Annotated in this window: 14 protein-coding genes; 6 read left to right on the top strand and 8 right to left on the bottom strand. The window is 65.9% G+C overall.

Going from position 1 to position 16,844, the window contains the following annotated elements; translation table 11 throughout:
- Positions 1 to 32 precede the first annotated feature (32 nt).
- From VX037_RS06400 to VX037_RS06380, 5 genes are all read left to right on the top strand, one after another.
- The gene (locus VX037_RS06400; protein ID WP_328713640.1) at positions 33 to 1,388 is read left to right on the top strand and encodes an MFS transporter; all 1,356 of its coding nucleotides are present in this window, start codon (positions 33 to 35) and stop codon (positions 1,386 to 1,388) included.
- A 96-nt stretch (positions 1,389 to 1,484) separates the two neighbouring features.
- Entirely contained in the window at positions 1,485 to 2,645 is a 1,161-nt protein-coding gene (rhaI, locus tag VX037_RS06395; protein ID WP_328713638.1) for an L-rhamnose isomerase, read from the top strand.
- A gap of 33 nt (positions 2,646 to 2,678) precedes the next feature.
- The gene (locus VX037_RS06390; RefSeq protein ID WP_328713636.1) at positions 2,679 to 4,715 is read left to right on the top strand and encodes a bifunctional aldolase/short-chain dehydrogenase; all 2,037 of its coding nucleotides are present in this window, start codon (positions 2,679 to 2,681) and stop codon (positions 4,713 to 4,715) included.
- Entirely contained in the window at positions 4,712 to 6,199 is a 1,488-nt protein-coding gene (locus VX037_RS06385; RefSeq protein ID WP_266060481.1) for a rhamnulokinase, read from the top strand. Before VX037_RS06390 ends, VX037_RS06385 begins: the two co-directional genes overlap by 4 nt.
- A 2-nt stretch (positions 6,200 to 6,201) precedes the next feature.
- On the top strand, positions 6,202 to 7,461 hold the full coding sequence (locus VX037_RS06380; RefSeq protein WP_328713635.1) for an alpha-hydroxy acid oxidase: 1,260 nt from the start codon (positions 6,202 to 6,204) through the stop codon (positions 7,459 to 7,461).
- Between the two features lie 98 nt (positions 7,462 to 7,559).
- Here VX037_RS06380 and VX037_RS06375 read toward each other — a convergent pair whose 3' ends face one another.
- Positions 7,560 to 9,020: an MFS transporter gene (locus tag VX037_RS06375; protein ID WP_328713633.1), complete on the bottom strand. Its 1,461-nt coding sequence runs from the start codon at positions 9,018 to 9,020 to the stop codon at positions 7,560 to 7,562.
- A gap of 67 nt (positions 9,021 to 9,087) precedes the next feature.
- On the opposite strand from VX037_RS06375, the gene VX037_RS06370 reads away from it, so the two are divergent.
- Positions 9,088 to 10,113, top strand: a complete 1,026-nt coding sequence (locus tag VX037_RS06370; RefSeq protein WP_235725257.1) for a LacI family DNA-binding transcriptional regulator — start codon at positions 9,088 to 9,090, stop codon at positions 10,111 to 10,113.
- Between the two features lie 9 nt (positions 10,114 to 10,122).
- Here the strand turns inward: VX037_RS06370 and VX037_RS06365 are convergent, their stop codons facing one another.
- The 7 genes from VX037_RS06365 to hsaA all read right to left on the bottom strand — a co-directional run bounded on the left by VX037_RS06365 (position 10,123) and on the right by hsaA (position 16,737).
- Positions 10,123 to 10,740 (bottom strand): TMEM175 family protein, encoded by a 618-nt coding sequence (locus tag VX037_RS06365; RefSeq protein ID WP_266060478.1) that lies wholly within the window; start codon positions 10,738 to 10,740, stop codon positions 10,123 to 10,125.
- Positions 10,741 to 10,789: 49 nt separating this feature from the next.
- Positions 10,790 to 11,935 (bottom strand): sulfotransferase family protein, encoded by a 1,146-nt coding sequence (locus tag VX037_RS06360; protein ID WP_266060477.1) that lies wholly within the window; start codon positions 11,933 to 11,935, stop codon positions 10,790 to 10,792.
- On the bottom strand, positions 11,928 to 12,722 hold the full coding sequence (locus VX037_RS06355; protein ID WP_328713631.1) for an SDR family oxidoreductase: 795 nt from the start codon (positions 12,720 to 12,722) through the stop codon (positions 11,928 to 11,930). Before VX037_RS06355 ends, VX037_RS06360 begins: the two co-directional genes overlap by 8 nt.
- Positions 12,719 to 13,912 (bottom strand): hypothetical protein, encoded by a 1,194-nt coding sequence (locus VX037_RS06350; protein WP_266060474.1) that lies wholly within the window; start codon positions 13,910 to 13,912, stop codon positions 12,719 to 12,721. The genes VX037_RS06355 and VX037_RS06350 overlap by 4 nt, the downstream gene beginning before the upstream one ends.
- A gap of 79 nt (positions 13,913 to 13,991) precedes the next feature.
- On the bottom strand, positions 13,992 to 14,579 hold the full coding sequence (hsaB, locus tag VX037_RS06345) for a 3-hydroxy-9,10-secoandrosta-1,3,5(10)-triene-9,17-dione monooxygenase reductase subunit (protein WP_328713629.1): 588 nt from the start codon (positions 14,577 to 14,579) through the stop codon (positions 13,992 to 13,994).
- 1 nt (position 14,580) lies between these two features.
- Positions 14,581 to 15,489 (bottom strand): iron-dependent extradiol dioxygenase HsaC, encoded by a 909-nt coding sequence (hsaC, locus tag VX037_RS06340; protein ID WP_328713626.1) that lies wholly within the window; start codon positions 15,487 to 15,489, stop codon positions 14,581 to 14,583.
- Between the two features lie 60 nt (positions 15,490 to 15,549).
- On the bottom strand, positions 15,550 to 16,737 hold the full coding sequence (hsaA, locus tag VX037_RS06335) for a 3-hydroxy-9,10-secoandrosta-1,3,5(10)-triene-9,17-dione monooxygenase oxygenase subunit (RefSeq protein ID WP_266060471.1): 1,188 nt from the start codon (positions 16,735 to 16,737) through the stop codon (positions 15,550 to 15,552).
- Positions 16,738 to 16,844: the final 107 nt, after the last annotated feature.

Genomic DNA, 16,844 nt, shown 5'->3' with positions numbered 1-16,844 from the left:
CCTCTCTACTGAGATCGACGCGAGGAAGCACCATGAAAGTAGGAGCGCGCTCCACCACCGGCTGGCGGGCGACCATCTCGGTCGCCATGTCGAACTACATCGAGGCCGGCTCCATCATCGCCATCGCCACCAGCCTGGCGTTCTGGCAGGACGAGTTCGGCATCAGCAACTTCGCCGTCGGCCTGCTCGCCGCCCTGAGCGCGAACGCCTTCGGCGCCGCCATCGGCGCGGCGATCGGCGGGCCGCTGTGCGACCGGTTCGGCCGCAAGAAGATCTACACCTACGATCTGCTGGTCTACATGGCCGGCGTGCTCCTCGCGGCCTTCGCGGTCAACTACTCCATGCTGCTGGCAGCGTTCATCATCACCGGCATTGCAGTCGGGGCCGGAGTTCCGGCCTCATGGACCTATATCGCCGAAGAGGCCCCATCGGTGGAGCGCGCCAAACACGTGGGGACCGCCCAGCTCGCCTGGTCGGTCGGGCCCCTGATCGGTTTCGCGCTCGCGGCCGCGCTGGCGCCGCTCGGACTCCTCGGTTCACGATTGATCTTCCTGCACCTGTTCGTCGTCGCCGCCGTGGTGTGGTGGATTCGTCAGGGACTCGCCGAGTCGAAGATCTGGAAGGACGAGGCGGCGCGCGAGCCACAGGCGATCGAGTCCGCAGTCGGCGCTCGCGGCGTCAAGGGCCTGTTCTCCAAGAAGGTCAACATCACCGCGCTACTGTTGCTCGGCGGCATCTATCTCTTCTGGAACACCGTGGCCGGCCAGGCAGGCATCTTCATGCCGCGGGTGTACGAGACCGCGGGCCTGCACAGCGAGGTCCAGCAGAACCTGCTGCAGGTGCTTGTCTGGGGCTGCACGGTCCTGGCCACCTATTTCGGCTTCATGCGCTACGCCGACCGCGTCTCGCAGCGCGGCTTGTATGTCTTCGGCGCCGCGCTGGGCATCGTCGGCTGGCTGGTGCTGGTCCTGTTCACCGACAGCGGTATCGCGACCATGCTGGTTTTCGCCGTGCTGTGGGGCATCTCGTCGGGCATCGGCGCCCAGGCCTTCTACAGCCTGTGGGCCAGTGAGCTCTTCGCCACGCCGTACCGGGCCAGCGCGCAGGGCATCATGTTCTTCGCCGTCCGTGCCGCGACAGGCCTGCTCAGTTACTTCTTCCCGACGATGCTCGCGGCCACCGGCCTGCCGGCGGTGGGCGCTTTACTCGTCGGCCTGCTGACCGTCGCCCTGGTGATCGGCGCGATCTGGGCGCCCAAGACGCAGGGTAAGACGCTGCAGGAGATCGAGGTCGAACGCTACGGCACGCCACTCTCGCCGGAACTGGGTGGCACCCCCTCGGGCACTGATCTCGCGGCCCCCCGGCCGGTCACGCACACTCCAGCCTGATCGCCGCCTACACCCCCTAATTGAAACGTTCCAACACTTCCGCCGCCGGTGCTTCCTCCCGACGCCGGCGGCGGGGGCTCCACCGAAGGACCCCTCATGACCACCATTGACGAGACGATCCTCGACAACCTCCAAATCGAGCTACCCTCCTGGGCGTTCGGCAACTCCGGCACCCGGTTCAAGGTGTTCGGCACCCCGGGCACCCCGCGCACCGTGCACGAGAAGATCGCCGACGCCGCCAAGGTCAACGAACTGACGGGCCTGGCGCCCTCGGTCGCTCTGCACATCCCGTGGGACACCGTCGACGACTACCGCGCGCTCGGCCGGTACGCCGAGGATCTCGGGGTTGCGCTGGGCACCATCAACTCCAACACCTTTCAGGACGACGACTACAAGTTCGGCAGTCTCACCCACACCGACAAGACGGTCCGGCAGAAGGCCATCGACCACCACCTCGCCTGCATCGACGTGATGGGTCAGACCGGTTCGCGCGATCTGAAGATCTGGCTGGCCGACGGCACCAACTACCCCGGACAGGGCGACATCCGCGGCCGCCAGGACCGTCTCGCCGAGTCACTGGCCACGATCTACCAACACATCGGCGACGACCAGCGACTTGTTCTGGAGTACAAGTTCTTCGAGCCCGCCATGTACGTGACCGATGTGCCCGACTGGGGCACTTCCTACGCGCACGTCAGCGCGCTCGGCGAACGGGCGATGGTCTGCCTCGACACCGGACACCACGCCCCGGGCACCAACATCGAGTTCATCGTCGCCCAGCTGCTCCGCCTCGGGAAGCTCGGCTCGTTCGACTTCAACTCCCGCTTCTACGCCGACGACGACCTCATCGTCGGCGCCGCGGACCCGTTCCAGCTGTTCCGCATCCTGTTCGAGGTGGTGCGCGGCGGCGGCCTGGACACCGGCTCACCGGTGGCGCTGATGCTCGACCAGTGCCACAACGTAGAGGACAAGATCCCCGGCCAGATCCGATCGGTGCTCAACGTGCAGGAGATGACCGCACGTGCGCTGCTCGTGGACACCGACGCCCTGACCGCCGCCCAGGAGGCCGGCGATGTGCTGGGCGCCAACGCCATCATGATGGACGCCTTCTACACCGACGTCCGCCCGATGCTCGCGCAGCGCCGCGAATCCCGCGGCCTACCGGCCGATCCGATGGCCGCCTTCGCCGCCTCCGGGTACGCCGAGCGCATCGCCGACGAGCGCGTGGGGGGCACCCAGTCCTCCTGGGGCGCCTGACCTACCGAACCCATCCCGAGGAGAACCGAACTCATGACCAACCCCACCGTCACCGAACTCATCGCGCGGTCCAACCGCCTCGGCGCCGATCCGAAGAACACCAATTACGCCGGCGGCAACACCTCGGCCAAGGGCACCGACACCGACCCGGTCACCGGCGAGGACGTCGACCTCCTGTGGGTCAAGGGCTCCGGCGGAGATCTGGGCACGCTCACCGACAAAGGGCTGGCTGTGTTGCGGCTAGACCGGATGCGCGCGCTCGTCGACGTCTACCCCGGCCTCGAGCGTGAGGACGAGATGGTCGCCGCCTTCGACTACTGCCTGCACGGCAAGGGCGGCGCCGCCCCGTCCATCGACACCGCCATGCACGGCCTGGTCGACGCCGCACACGTCGACCACCTGCACCCCGATTCCGGCATCGCGATCGCCACCGCCGCCGACGGGGAGGCGTTGACCCGCAAGATCTTCGACGACCGCGTCGTGTGGGTGCCGTGGCGACGACCGGGCTTCCAGCTCGGCCTCGACATCGCCGCGATCAAGCAGGCAAACCCGCAGGCCATCGGATGCATCCTCGGCGGTCACGGCATCACCGCGTGGGGAGACACCTCCGCAGAAGCCGAGGCGAACTCGCTGGAGATCATCGAGTCCGCCGAGCGCTACATCAGCGCCAACGGTCGCCCGCAGCCGTTCGGCTCGCAGCTCGACGGTAACGGCGTATTGCCCGCCGACGAGCGTCGCGTCAAGGCTGCTGCGCTGGCGCCTTTCATCCGTGGCCTCGCCTCAGTGGACCGTCCGCAGGTCGGTCACTTCACCGACGTCGACCCAGTGCTGGAATTCCTGGCGGCCTCCGAACATCCGCGCTTGGCCGAGCTCGGCACCAGCTGCCCGGACCACTTCCTGCGCACCAAGGTCAAGCCGCTGGTGTTGGACCTGCCCGCATCGGCGACGATCGAGGAGAGCAAGCAGCGTCTGGCCGAACTGCACGAGAGCTACCGCGCCGACTACCGCGCCTACTACGATCGGCACGCCACCGCCGACAGCCCCGCGATGCGCGGTGCCGACCCGGCGATCGTGCTCATCCCGGGCGTCGGCATGTTCAGCTTCGGCAAGGACAAGCAGACCGCACGCGTGGCCGGTGAGTTCTACCTCAACGCGATCAACGTGATGCGCGGGGCCGAAGCCGTCTCCACCTACGCACCCATCGACGAATCGGAGAAGTTCCGCATCGAGTACTGGGCACTCGAGGAGGCCAAACTCGCCCGCATGCCCAAGCCCAAACCCCTGGCCACCCGCATCGCGCTGGTGACCGGTGCGGCATCGGGTATCGGCAAGGCAATCGCTGCGCGTCTCGCCGCCGAAGGTGCCTGCGTCGTCATCGCCGACCTCGACGCCGCGAAGGCCCAGGCCGCGGCCGAGGAAATCGGGTCGACAGACGTGGCGATCGGTGTAGCCGCCGACGTCACCGACGAAGCTGCCGTGCAGGAGGCGATTGATGCCACGGTGCTCGCCTTCGGTGGCATCGACCTCGTGGTCAACAATGCCGGGCTGTCGTTGTCGAAATCGTTGCTCGACACCACCGCCGCCGACTGGGATCTCCAACACAGCGTGATGGCGCGCGGTTCGTTCCTGGTGAGCAAGGCCGCTGCCCGCGCTTTGATCGACCAGAAACTCGGCGGCGACATCCTCTACATCTCGTCGAAGAACTCGGTTTTCGCCGGCCCCAACAACATCGCCTACTCGGCCACCAAGGCCGACCAGGCCCACCAGGTGCGGCTGCTCGCGGCCGAGCTCGGCGAGCACGGCGTCAAGGTCAACGGCATCAATCCCGATGGTGTGGTGCGTGGTTCGGGGATCTTCGCCGGCGGGTGGGGCGCCCAGCGCGCCGCGGTGTACGGCGTCGAGGAGAAGGACTTGGGCAAGTTCTATGCGCAGCGCACCCTGCTCAAGCGCGAGGTGCTACCGGAGAACATCGCCAACGCCGCGTTCGCGCTGTGCACCTCGGACTTCTCGCACACCACCGGTCTGCACGTGCCGGTGGACGCGGGCGTCGCGGCCGCATTCCTGCGATGAGGCGCTCTGACCGGTCGGCCCAGGTCGCCGCGATCGACCTGGGCGCGACCAGCGGACGTGTCATGCTCGCCGACATCTCGCCGGGCCGGCTCGAACTCGAGCAGGTCGCCCGGTTCGGCAACGACCCGGTCCACCTCTTCGACGGCCGACGGACGGCACTGCACTGGGATGTGCCCGGCCTGTTCCGCGAGGCCTGCGCCGGACTGGCCGAAGCCGGCCGCCGATCCGACGACCTCGTCGGGATCGGAATCGACTCCTGGGCCGTCGACTACGCACTACTGCGCGACGGACGCATGCTGGGGCTGCCGCATCACTATCGTGACGACCGGACCGCCGCCGGTGTGAAGGCGGTGCACGCAGAACTCGACCCGGCGGATCTGTATGTGCGTAACGGGCTGCAGTTCTTGCCATTCACCACCGTGTATCAGTTGGCCGCCGAGAAGCGCGATGGCCTGCTCGACCACGCCGACAGCGCGCTGCTCATCCCCGACCTGCTCGCCTACTGGCTCACCGGACGCCGCGGCACCGAACGCACGAACGCCTCGACCACCGGGCTGCTCGGTATCAACGGCCAGTGGGATACCGCGATGATGGAGCGCCTGAATCTGCCGGTCGGGCTGTTTCCCGAGATCGTGGAAACCGGATCCGATCTGGGATCGCTGCTTCCCGAGGTCACCGACCGGTTGGGGCTGGCCGACGCGCCACACGTGACCGCGGTCGCCTCACACGACACCGCCTCCGCAGTTGCGGCGATCCCCATGGACCCATCGTCGGCGGCCTATATCTCGTGCGGCACCTGGGGTCTCGTGGGTGTGGAACTCGAGTCACCAAACGTCTCGCGTGCCGGATGGAAGGCCAACTTCACCAACGAGGTCGGCGCCGACGGCCGGATTCGCTATCTGCACAACGTGATGGGCCTGTGGCTGCTCAGTGAGACGGTGCGGCACTATCAGCGCGACGGCTACCGGGCAGATCTGTCCGAACTGCTCGCCCAGGCCGCCGATGTCACACCGGCGTTCGACGTCTTCGACACCGACGACGCGCGATTCCTACCGCCCGGCGACATGCCCGGGCGTATCCGGGATTGGTACGCCGAACGCGGCATGCGGCCGCCGATGACGTTTCCGGAGATGGTGCGGGCCATCATCGAAAGCCTCGCCGCGGCGTTCGCCGAGACCGTGCAGCGGGCCGCCACACTGTCCGGGAAAACGGTGCAGACAGTACATCTCGTCGGAGGCGGATCGCAGAACCGGTTGTTGTGTCAGCTGACCGCCGACCGTCTGGGTCTACCCGTGCTGGCCGGGCCGGTCGAGGCGACCGCGCTGGGCAACGTGTTGATCACCGCGCGCGCCCATGACCTCATCGACGGTGACCTGGAGGCGATGCGCCACATCGTCGCCGACCGCTTCCCGCCGCAACACTACGTTCCCCGCCGCACGCACGTGCCCCCGCGCCGCGACGCGGTCGGGGCAGGAAAGGCATGATCATGAAACGTCGAGTTCCCAAGGTGGCAGATCTCGCGCCGTTGATGCAGTTCAAGAAGCCGCAGTTCGACGCCAAGAAGCGGCGTCTGGACGCCGCGCTGACCATCGACGATCTGCGCACGATCGCCAAACGCCGCACCCCGAAGGCCGCGTTCGACTACACCGACGGCTCAGCCGAAGCCGAACTGTCCATCGCCCGGGCCCGCCAAGCGTTCGCCGACATCGAATTCCACCCGGCGATCCTGCGTGACGTGTCCAAGGTCGACACCTCGTGCACCATCCTGGGCGGACGTTCGGAACTACCCTTCGGAATCGCACCGACCGGCTTCACCCGCATGATGCAGACCGAAGGCGAATACGCCGGCGCCCGCGCCGCCGGCCACGCCGGCATCCCCTTCTCACTGTCGACGATGGGCACCGCCTCCATCGAGGACGTCAAAAACGCGAACCCGTCGGGCCGCAACTGGTTCCAGCTGTACATGTGGAAAGACCGCGAACGCTCGATGGCACTGGTCGAACGCGCCGCCAACGCCGGCTACGACACCCTGCTGGTCACCGTCGACGTACCGGTCGCCGGTGCCCGCCTGCGCGACAAACGCAACGGCATGTCCATCCCACCGGCATTGACCGCGAAAACCGTACTCAACGCCCTGCCCCGGCCACAGTGGTGGATCGACTTCCTCACCACCGAACCCCTCGCGTTCGCCTCGCTGGACCGCTGGTCGGGCACCGTCGCCGAACTGCTCGACACCATGTTCGACCCCACCGTCACCTTCGACGATCTGGCCTGGATCACACGCCAGTGGCCAGGCAAACTGGTCGTCAAGGGCATCCAGACCATCGACGACGCCAAAGCCGTCACCGACCTCGGCGTCGACGGCATCGTGCTGTCCAACCACGGTGGACGCCAACTCGACCGCGCACCCATCCCGTTCCACCTGTTGCCCGAGGCGGCCCGCGAGGTCGGCAACGACACCGAGATCATCCTCGACACCGGCATCACCTCCGGCGCCGACATCGTCGCCTCCATCGCCCTGGGTGCCCGCTTCACCCTCATCGGCCGCGCCTACCTCTACGGCCTGATGGCGGGCGGCGAAGCCGGCGTGAACCGAACGATCGAGATCCTCGCCGAGCAGATCACCCGCACCATGCGCCTACTCGGAGTCGCCTCGCTCGACGAACTGACACCGGCGCACGTCACCCAACTCCAACGGTTGGCGCCACGCGATCGTCACGTGCAGTCCCAGCCACCTGCCATGTAGCACTCGGCCGCGAGCCGAGCGTCGGCCCAACACCGGTCGCGCAGCGACGAACGGAGTGAGGGGCGTATCGAGACCCCCGCCGGCGCCTCGATACGCCCCTACACCGCCGCGTCGACCTTCCGCCGCTCCGCGAACTGATCGCTCAGCCCGACGACCAAAGCGATCAACACCAGCCCGGCCGCGGTCATCAGGCCGAAGCGGAACGCGTGCGCCCAATCTCCATGCGTGGCCACCACCTGGCCAAAGAACACCGCGCCGACCAGTGCGATGCCGGCCGCCGAACCGATACGCTGCCCGGTCTGCAGCACGCCGCCGGCGATACCGGCCTTGGTCACCGGGATCTCGTCGAGACTCAAGGTCAGGTTGGGTGAGATCACCAGTCCGGACCCGACACCGGCAACCAGCAGCGGGAACGCCGCAGCGTAGCCGACGTTGTGACCCGGCACGAGGTAGGCGGCCAGCACCGTGGTGAGCATGCCGACGAACACGAGCGCAAGTCCGACGATCACCAGTGGCCTGCCAGTCTTCTCGACCAGCTCACCGCCGACACGCGCCGACACCGCGGAGCCGAGCGCAAACGGAGTCACCGCCAGGCCGGCCATCAGGGCCGAATATCCCAGCCCCTGTTGGACATACAGCGTATAGATGAAGAACACCGTGGTGAAACCGGCGAAGTACACCAGGGCGATCATGCATCCCAGACTGTACGAGCGAATGGTGAACAACGACAGATCGACAAGCTGTTGACGCCCTTGTCGACCCTGATGTCGTTCCCACATCACGAAAGCCGCGATGGACACCGCGGCGATGATCAGCAGCAGCCATTTCGCATCTCCGGTCCACTGCTGGGCCTGCACCATCGGCAGCATCAGACTGAGCACACCCACGCCGAGAAGAACCACGCCGACCGGGTCGAACGACGACAACCGCAGGGCCTGTTTGGTTTCGGCCGGCCGAGCCGGGATCAGTCGAAGTGCCGCAACGAATGCGACCACGCCGATCGGGACGTTGACGAAGAACACCCACCGCCAGCCGTGCTCGGCGCCGCCGAGTTGGATGAGGACACCGCCCAACAGTGGCCCGACCGCGGTGGAGATGCCGATCGTGGCCGCGAACATGCCGAAGGCACGGCCACGTTCGGCTCCGCGGAACAACAACTGGATCAGTCCGGACACCTGTGGGGACAGGATGCCGCCGGCCACGCCTTGGACCAACCGGGCGATCACCAGCGTCATCGGTCCCTGTGCGAGCCCACACGCCGCCGATGCGACGACGAACAGTGTGAGCCCCACGAGGAAGGTCGTCTTGCGGCCGCGCGCATCGCCTACCCGGCCGGCGGGGACAAGTACCAACCCGAACGCGAGCGCGTACCCGGAGACGATCCACGACAGGTCGGCCGACGATGCGCCGATCCCCTGTTCGATCGAGGGCAGAGCGACGTTGACGATCGATACGTCGAGGAGTGTCATGAAGCCGACGACCAGACAGACGGCGAGTGCCTTCCAGCGTCGGGGGTCCGGCTGGTACTGGTCGGAGAACGGGTCGCCGGGTGTGGCCATGTCTGTAGTCAACCATCGCCGACCGTGTCGGGTCGGTTCCCCGAGGCCCATCTGGTGAGATGAACTCATGGGTGTGAGCATGCGCGACGTCGCCACCGCGGCGTCGGTGTCGGTCGGCACGGTCTCCAACGTGCTCAATTCCCCCGACAAGGTGTCCCCGTCGACGGTTGCGCGGGTCCAGGCAGCAATCGACAGTCTCGGTTTCGTGCGCAACGACGCCGCCCGCCAACTCCGCGCCGGACGGTCGCGATGTGTGGGGCTGGTGGTGCTCGACGTCGGCAACCCGTTCTTCACCGACATCGCGCGCGCGGCCGAACGCGAGGCCGGTGACCACGACCTGACGGTGCTGTTGGGTACCTCGGATGAGGATGCGTCCCGCGAGTCCGCCTACGTCGACACCTTCGATGAGCAGCGGGTGTTCGGCCTGATGGTCTCGCCGGTGGGGGACGATCTCGGACGACTCGACGCGTTACGTCGCCGTGGAACGCCGGTGGTGTTGGTCGACCGTGACGCGACCGGTTCCCCATTCGACTCGGTCGCCGTCGACGACATAGCAGGTGGGCGGATGGCGGTGGACCATCTGTGCGGGCTCGGCCGTCGCCGGATTGCCTATGTGGGCGGCCCGTTGACCCTGCGGCAGGTGGCCGACCGCCGCCGCGGGGCCGAGGCCGCGATCGCGGCGGTGCCCGGGGCGAGCTTGGAGGTCATCGAGACACCGACCCTGAGCGTGCTCGCGGGACGCGGCGTCGGCGACGAACTGCAGCGCCGGCGCCCGGCCGAACGACCCGACGCGGTGTTCTGCGCGAACGACCTCGTCGCCATGGGTGTGCTGCAGTCGTTCACGATGATGGGCGGCTCGGTGCGGGTACCCGAGGACATCTCGCTGATCGGGTACGACGACATCGACTTCGCCCGTTCGGCGGTCGTGCCGCTGTCGTCGATCCGACAGCCAACCGCACGGATCGGCGCCACGGCCGTGGAGTTGCTCCTCGCGGCGGCCTCGGATTCACCACATCGCCACACCCCGTCGAATCCCGTGTTCCAGCCCCAACTGGTCGCCCGGGCATCGACACTCGGTGCAGGGCACCAGTGAGGGTGCGAGTCACCGAAAGCGGCGTAACAGGTTCTCCAGCGGCCCGGACAGCAGCAGGAGCAGTAGCGGCCACACATCAGCGTCCGGCACGACGATGGCGATGATCAACGCGACCATCAGCAACAGCAACGTACCCACCCCGGACCGGTGGGCCAGCCAATCCTCGGTGTCCTCCCCGGCGATCAGCAGTTCCCGATGTCGCCGACCCCACGCCGTCATCGCCACCAGCGACATGATGGAGACCGCCAGCACGCCGATGTACGCGGCGTTGGCACGATCGACATGACGGTTGTCCATCATCGCAGTCACGAATGGCAAGATCACGATGGTCAGCAGCCACACGAAGTGAAGCTCGAACAGCACCTTGTCGTAGGCCCGGAAGTTCTCCATCATCCGGTGGTGGTTGCGCCAGAGCACCCAGATCACGATGAAGCTGACGGCGAAACTGACGATGTCAGATAGGTGATCGGACAGAACCGTGCCGACCGAGGTCTCGTCTGCGATCTCGTCGGGGATGTCGGCGAGCGGAAGCACCAGCAGTGTCAACGCGATCGCCACCACCGCGTCGGAGAAGGCGATCAGCCGCCGGAACCCCTCCTCGGTGCGCCGGGACTGGTATTCGGACATGGGCGCAACCATACGGTGAGTCCTGCGGGTCCGCCTCCGAAAATTCCGGTCAGGGCGCGAACGCCGCCGCGACCGCGTCGTCGGTGAGCCCGTAGTCGGCAAGGCTGTACCGGTGCTGCGGTTTGCGATCCCCCGACCGACTCTCGTCGTCGAGGGCGACCATCGCCGCTCGGGCGTCGTCGGTGAAGTCGGCGCCGAGCGCTGCATAGACCCGCTCGACGGTGCCGAAGGGATCGGCACGAAGATCGGCGAAGTCGACGTCGACGAACTGTGCCGGATCGTACTTGCGTCGCGCGGCCTCGAACTCACGGAGCCCACGCGACCACAACTCCAACTGCGTGCGACCGATCGTGTCGCCGACAAAAGTGTTCGACCATCCCGGTGTCGCGTTCTCCGCGAGACTGCACATCGACGCGATGATGGTCTCGGGTGGGCGATGGGTCTGGATGACCAACGCATCGGGGTAGGCCGCCATCAGCGCATCGAGGGCGAACATGTGACTGGGATTCTTGAGCACCCAGCGCTTGTCCGGGTCGTTGAGACCGATCATCTGCAGGTTGCGACGGTGTCGCGCATAGGCCGGGCTCCAATCCTGCTCGGCCAGCCACCGCGAGTAGGTCGGCAGGTAGGCCAACGACTCATAGGAGATCGACATGACGTTCTGGCGCAACAGCTGCCAGCATTCCTCGACCTCGGCCGCGCTCATGTAGTGCAAGCCCATGAACTCGGGGTTGTCGACGTGATGCTGTTCGAGTCCGGCGTCGATCTGTTGGTAGATCGGGTTCGACGCCCAACTGTCCCGGGGCGGACGCGGCTGCGGGAACTCCGCCAGCCACATCTGTAAACCCTGGTGCGCGGGGTCTGCGGTCAGCAGGCGGTGCAGCGCGGTGGTTCCGGTGCGCGGCAGCCCGGTGACGAAGATCGGACGGGTCAGGGAAACCTCCGCATACGCGGGATTGTTCTTCCACGACGACTCCGACAGCAGGCGTGCGATGAGCGCGCCTTTGAGGAAGAAGCGGAACATCTTGCTGCCTATCTCCGTGAGATCGGCATCGCGTGCATACGATTCCAGCAAGACTTCCAGGGCCGGCAGGTAGTCCTGATCGCCGAAGTCGTCGAGACCTGTTGCCCGGGTGGCCGCTTCGTGCAGATCGTCGACAGTTCCGACGTCGCGCCGAGGTGCGACACTAGTCATGGTATTCCCCGCAGTTCACGTCGAGGGTGTGTCCGGTGATGGCGCTGGCCATCGGTGAGGCAAGAAACACCGCGGCCTCGGCGATCTCGTCGGGCTCGGGCAACCGTTTCAGGTCAGACTTGCTCGCGGTCTGCTCGTAAACCTGCTCGGGCGTGATGTCGTACTTCTTCGCGATCTCGCCGAAGTACCACTTCAGCTGGTCGTCCCAGATGTATCCCGGCGCCACGGTGTTGATGCGAATACCCTTGTCGCCCAGCTCGGTCGCCAGCGTCTGCGACATCGCCAGCAGGGCCGACTTCGCCAACTTGTAGCTGCCGTATCGGGGTTCGGAATGGCGGATCACCATCGAGTTGATGTTGACGATGGCGCCGTCGACGTCGGCCAGCCGGTCGGTGAACGCCTTGATGACCCGCAGCGTGCCCAGCACGGTCAACTCCAGGCTCGCGGTGATGTGGTCGAAGTCGGTACGCGCGAGCGGCTTCATCGACGGCAGCGCGAACGCGTTGTTCACCAGCACATCCGCGCGGCCGAACTCGTCGATCGTCGATGACACCAGGGCGTCGACCGCGTCGTCGTCGGAGATGTCGGTCGGCACCACGAAGGACCGCCCGCCCCTGCCGAGCGCATCGATCTCGGCGGCAACCTCTTTGAGCCGGGACTCGGTGCGTGCGGCGAGCACCACATGTGCGCCCGCCGCCGCAGCGCGCAGGCAGATCGACCGACCCAGACCAGGTCCGACCCCGGACACGACGACGACCTTGTCGGCGAGCAATCCGCTACCGCTCACAGCAGCATCCTCTCCGCGAACGCGCGCTGACGCGCCGCAATACGCTCGGCCCAGCCGGCCGCGTCGACCGTGTTGTGGGACAGGTAGGGCAGATGCTGCGCCACATCGCCGATGTCGATCACCTGAGCTCTCGGGCCGTCGTCGGTCGTGATCGGCTGATCGGTCCGCTGCCACCGGAACTGCATGATGCCGCTGGTGCGGCCGGTGGTCTCGATCCAGTTCGCGATGCCGGGGTTACGGCGCGACACCACCATCCGGATCATGCCGTCGGGGTCCACCTGTGCCTGTGCCGAGTTGAGGCTGGTCTGGTGGTTGACGTAGTCCAGCGAGATGTACCACATGCTGCCCAGCTGGAAGCCTTGATATGGGGCCGACGATTTCGGAACGGTGATGACCATTGCCTCGTTGTCGGCGAGTCGGAAGTGCCCGACCGACGAATATTGGGTCGCCAATCCGCCTGGCGTAAGCCGTGGCGTGGTGAAGGTGTTGACCGGTTCGTCGAGGTAAAACCACTTGGGGAAGTTGAACCAGGTGTTGATCCGCGATGTGAGCATCTTGCCTGCGGTGGCGTAACGTCTCGTCACCCGCGCGAGGTCGGGTTCGGTCGGTGCCGTGCCCGCGGTGTCGAGTCGTTCGATCCAGATGGCGCCCTTGTGCTGCGTCCAGTCGCTGTACACCTCTCGAACCGACAGCATCGAGGCGCCGTCGGCGAGTACGAAGTAGTCCGGCCGCTCGCCCTCGATGGGCGGGCCGAAGGTGATCTCGAAGTCGCCATTGGCGTCGATCGGGATGCGCCGGTCGTCGAAGGCGTCGTCGCCGCCGGGGACCGACGACGGCGTGTAGTCCCCGGTTAGCACCTGAAAGCTGAGATCCGCTGTGCTGCCACGATGTCCGCGGACGACGTAGGTACCACCGTCTTCCAGGTCGGCGTGATAGTAGAGGGTGTCCGGGTTGTCGAGCCCCATCTTGGTGGTCGGGCCCGTCGACGTGATGAAGTTCGGGTGGCTCTTCTGTCGCGACCGGACGAGCTGCACGATGGCTGCGATGCTGCCGGCGAGGTAGTCGTACCCTTCGGCAAGGTCTTGTTCGCTGTTCACGAAGTCCGCCGACGCTATCATTTGCTCGGCCTCGGCGATGGCGTCGGTGAGCGGCGCGGTGACGCCGACCGGCGGGGTAATCGAATGGGACACAACTTCCGATTGATCGGTCACTCGTACCCCAACCCGATGATCGAGTAGGCGACGAACGGAGTGAGGAGCCGTATCGAGATCATAGCCAGGTATCGCCTCCGGTCCAGGTGAGGAAGTTCTCCAATTCTGCTTGCGCCGGTGTCACGCGCGGGTGTTCGGTCGACAGGTAGCCGCCGCGATAGAACAGCAACGGCTTGTCCTGCAACACTTCACCGAGGGTCAGCGCGCGACCGATGACAATGTGATGGTCGCCGCCGTCGGTCACCCGTTCCACGTCGCATTCCACCCAGGTCAGTGAGTGGCGTATCACCGGCAGCCCGGCCGGCGACGGGTCCCAGGTGACATGGCGGAACTTGTCGTCGCCAGGTGCTCCGAAGGCCGCGCTCACGTCCTGCTGCCGGTTGGACAGCACGTTGACACAGAACTTTCCGTTCTCCTCGATGACCTTCCAGCTCCGCGACGTCTTCATGGGGCAGAACAGCACCAACGGCGGGTCGAGCGACAACGCGGCGAACGACTGACAGGCGAAGCCCACCGGGCCACCGTCTGCGTCGGTCGTGGTGATCACGGTGACACCGGTACAGAACTGACCCATCGCGGTGCGGAACTGGCGACTGTCGAAGTCGGCCGAACCGTACGGGGTACGGGTCGTATCGGTGCTGGTCATCTCACTTGAACCCGACTGTGAAGTCGTGACCCCAGAGACTGACCGCGGTGCTCTCCCGGGCGATCCATTCGTTGTCGTCGACTGTTCTTCCCTCGCAACCAAATTCGATGTCGAACCCACCGGGCGTCTTCATATAGAAGGACAGCATCAGATCGTTGACATGGCGACCCAGAGTCGCCGACATCTTCACCTTCTTGCGCAACGCGCGATCCAGGCAGAGGCCGACGTCGTCGGAGTTCTCCACCTCCACCATCAGGTGCACGATGCCGGTGCTGTTGGGGATCGGCAGGAATGCCAACGAATGATGACGCGGGTTACAGCCCAGGAATCGCAGCCATGGCGACTCCTCCCCCTCCTCGCGTCCGACGGCCTGCGGCGGCAGGCGCATCGAGTCACGCAGTGCGAAGCCGAGCACGTCGTGATAGAAGGCCAGCGCAGCCTTGTCGTCGTCGCAGGTCAGCACGACATGCCCCAACCCCTGCTCGCCGGTGACGAACTTGTGGCCATACGGGCTCACCACCCGCCGATGTTCCAGTGCGACACCGTGGAACACCTCCAGGGTGTTGCCGGCGGGATCGTCGAACACGATCATCTCGACCACCCGACGGTCCGCGAGCTCCTCACCTTTGGCCTCGCGGAACACCACCCCGGCCGTCGACAAGCGATCTCGAACATCTTGCAGCGCTGCGGCGTTCGCACACTCCCAGCCGGACACATCGAGACGGTCGTGTTCACCCGGAACGATCACCAGCCGCGCTGGGAAGTCGTCCATCCGCAGGTAGAGCCCACCCTCGGTGAGCCCCTTGCCCTCCACCATGCCGAGCACTTTCAGGCCGTATTCGCGCCAGGCATCGACGTCAGTCGCCTCGATCCGCATGTATCCCAGGGATCGGATCGGACTGTCACTCATCTGTTGACTCCTCTAGATTGTCACGCACCAGCGGGACGTGTTCCTCCACCTCACGAGGAGTCACACCATCGTGTCGCCGATGGGAATCCCGAACTCGCCGTTGCCGAATGCCACGTACGCCCGCTCCGGATCGTTGGCGGCATGTACCCGGCCGGCGTGCGCGTCGCGCCAGAATCGCTGGATGGGGGTGCCGTTCTCCAACGCGTGCGCCCCGGAGTTCTCGAAGAGGCGGTCGATTGCCGAGATCGCCCGGCCCGAGGCCCGCACCTGATCCCGGCGCGCAGCCAACCGCAATTCCATCGGGATCTCTTCACCGGCAAGGATCAGATCGTACTCCGCTTGCAGGTTGCCCGACAATTGCCGCCATGCGGCGTCGATGTCGCTGGCCGCCTCAGCGATCCGCACCTTGGCGAACGGATCCTCCTTGGCCTTCTCACCGGCGTAGGCGGCACGCACCCGCTTTCCCTGATGTTCGACGTGGGCGTGGTAGGCGCCGTAGGCCATGCCGACGATGGGAGTGGCGATGGTGCTCGGATGAATTGTGCCCCAGGGCATCTTGTAGACCGGTGCGGTGTTCTGCTCGAGTCCGGGGCTCTGCCCCATGCTCATGGTCCGCATGCTGAGCATCCGGTGACGCGGCACGAACACATCCTTGACCTCGATGGTGTTCGATCCGGTGCCCCGCAAGCCCACCACGTTCCACACGTCCTTGATCGTGTAGTCGCTGCGCGGGATCAGGAAGCTGACGAAGTCGACCGGCTTGCCGTTCTTGATGACCGGGCCACCCACGAACACCCAATCGGCGGTCTCACAGCCCGACGACCACGCCCACGAGCCGTTGACCTTGTACCCACCATCGACCACTTCGCCCATCCCCATCGGCGCGTACGACGACGAGATACGGACGTTGGTGTCGGCACCCCACACATCTTCCTGCGCCTGCTGGTCGAACAGGGCCAGATGCCAGTTGTGGATGCCGATGATCCCGGAGACCCAGCCCGTGGAACCGCATGCGGACGCGATCCGACGCACCGCCTCGTAGAAAGTCACCGGGTCGACCTGATGGCCACCCCACTGCTCTGGCTGCATCAGCTTGAAGAAGCCGGCACCCTCGAGGCTCGACACCGTCTCGTCCGGGATACGCCGCAGATCCTCGGTCTGCTGCGCGCGCTGCTCGATCTCGGGGAGGAGAGCATTGATCTTCTCCAGGACCTGTTCGGCCGCTTCGCTACGTTGATGTGCTGGCATCTCGCCCGCTCCTACTCGTTGCTCGACGACCTCGGCGGCCGCCCCTGGTTCCCATCTGTTGATGAGATTAGAACACGTTCTCATTTCTGTCGAGCACTGGGACTTTA

It is taken from the genome of Gordonia sp. Z-3, from assembly GCF_036233855.1.
In the GTDB taxonomy this organism is placed as follows: Bacteria; Actinomycetota; Actinomycetes; order Mycobacteriales; family Mycobacteriaceae; genus Gordonia; species Gordonia tangerina.
Note: the sequence above shows the minus strand (reverse complement) of the source record. Positions and strands in the feature narration are given on the sequence as shown.

Excerpts from the sequence above, each read along its gene's own strand:
- rhaI (WP_328713638.1), top strand. The coding sequence starts at position 1,485 with ATGACCACCATTGACGAGACGATCCTCGACAACCTCCAAATCGAGCTA.
- VX037_RS06375 (WP_328713633.1), bottom strand. The coding sequence starts at position 9,020 with ATGGCCACACCCGGCGACCCGTTCTCCGACCAGTACCAGCCGGACCCC.
- hsaC (WP_328713626.1), bottom strand. The coding sequence starts at position 15,489 with ATGAGTGACAGTCCGATCCGATCCCTGGGATACATGCGGATCGAGGCG.
- VX037_RS06360 (WP_266060477.1), bottom strand. The coding sequence starts at position 11,935 with ATGACTAGTGTCGCACCTCGGCGCGACGTCGGAACTGTCGACGATCTG.
- VX037_RS06380 (WP_328713635.1), top strand. The coding sequence starts at position 6,202 with ATGAAACGTCGAGTTCCCAAGGTGGCAGATCTCGCGCCGTTGATGCAG.
- hsaA (WP_266060471.1), bottom strand. The coding sequence starts at position 16,737 with ATGCCAGCACATCAACGTAGCGAAGCGGCCGAACAGGTCCTGGAGAAG.
- VX037_RS06385 (WP_266060481.1), top strand. The coding sequence starts at position 4,712 with ATGAGGCGCTCTGACCGGTCGGCCCAGGTCGCCGCGATCGACCTGGGC.
- VX037_RS06390 (WP_328713636.1), top strand. The coding sequence starts at position 2,679 with ATGACCAACCCCACCGTCACCGAACTCATCGCGCGGTCCAACCGCCTC.
- VX037_RS06400 (WP_328713640.1), top strand. The coding sequence starts at position 33 with ATGAAAGTAGGAGCGCGCTCCACCACCGGCTGGCGGGCGACCATCTCG.
- VX037_RS06365 (WP_266060478.1), bottom strand. The coding sequence starts at position 10,740 with ATGTCCGAATACCAGTCCCGGCGCACCGAGGAGGGGTTCCGGCGGCTG.
- VX037_RS06370 (WP_235725257.1), top strand. The coding sequence starts at position 9,088 with ATGGGTGTGAGCATGCGCGACGTCGCCACCGCGGCGTCGGTGTCGGTC.
- hsaB (WP_328713629.1), bottom strand. The coding sequence starts at position 14,579 with ATGACCAGCACCGATACGACCCGTACCCCGTACGGTTCGGCCGACTTC.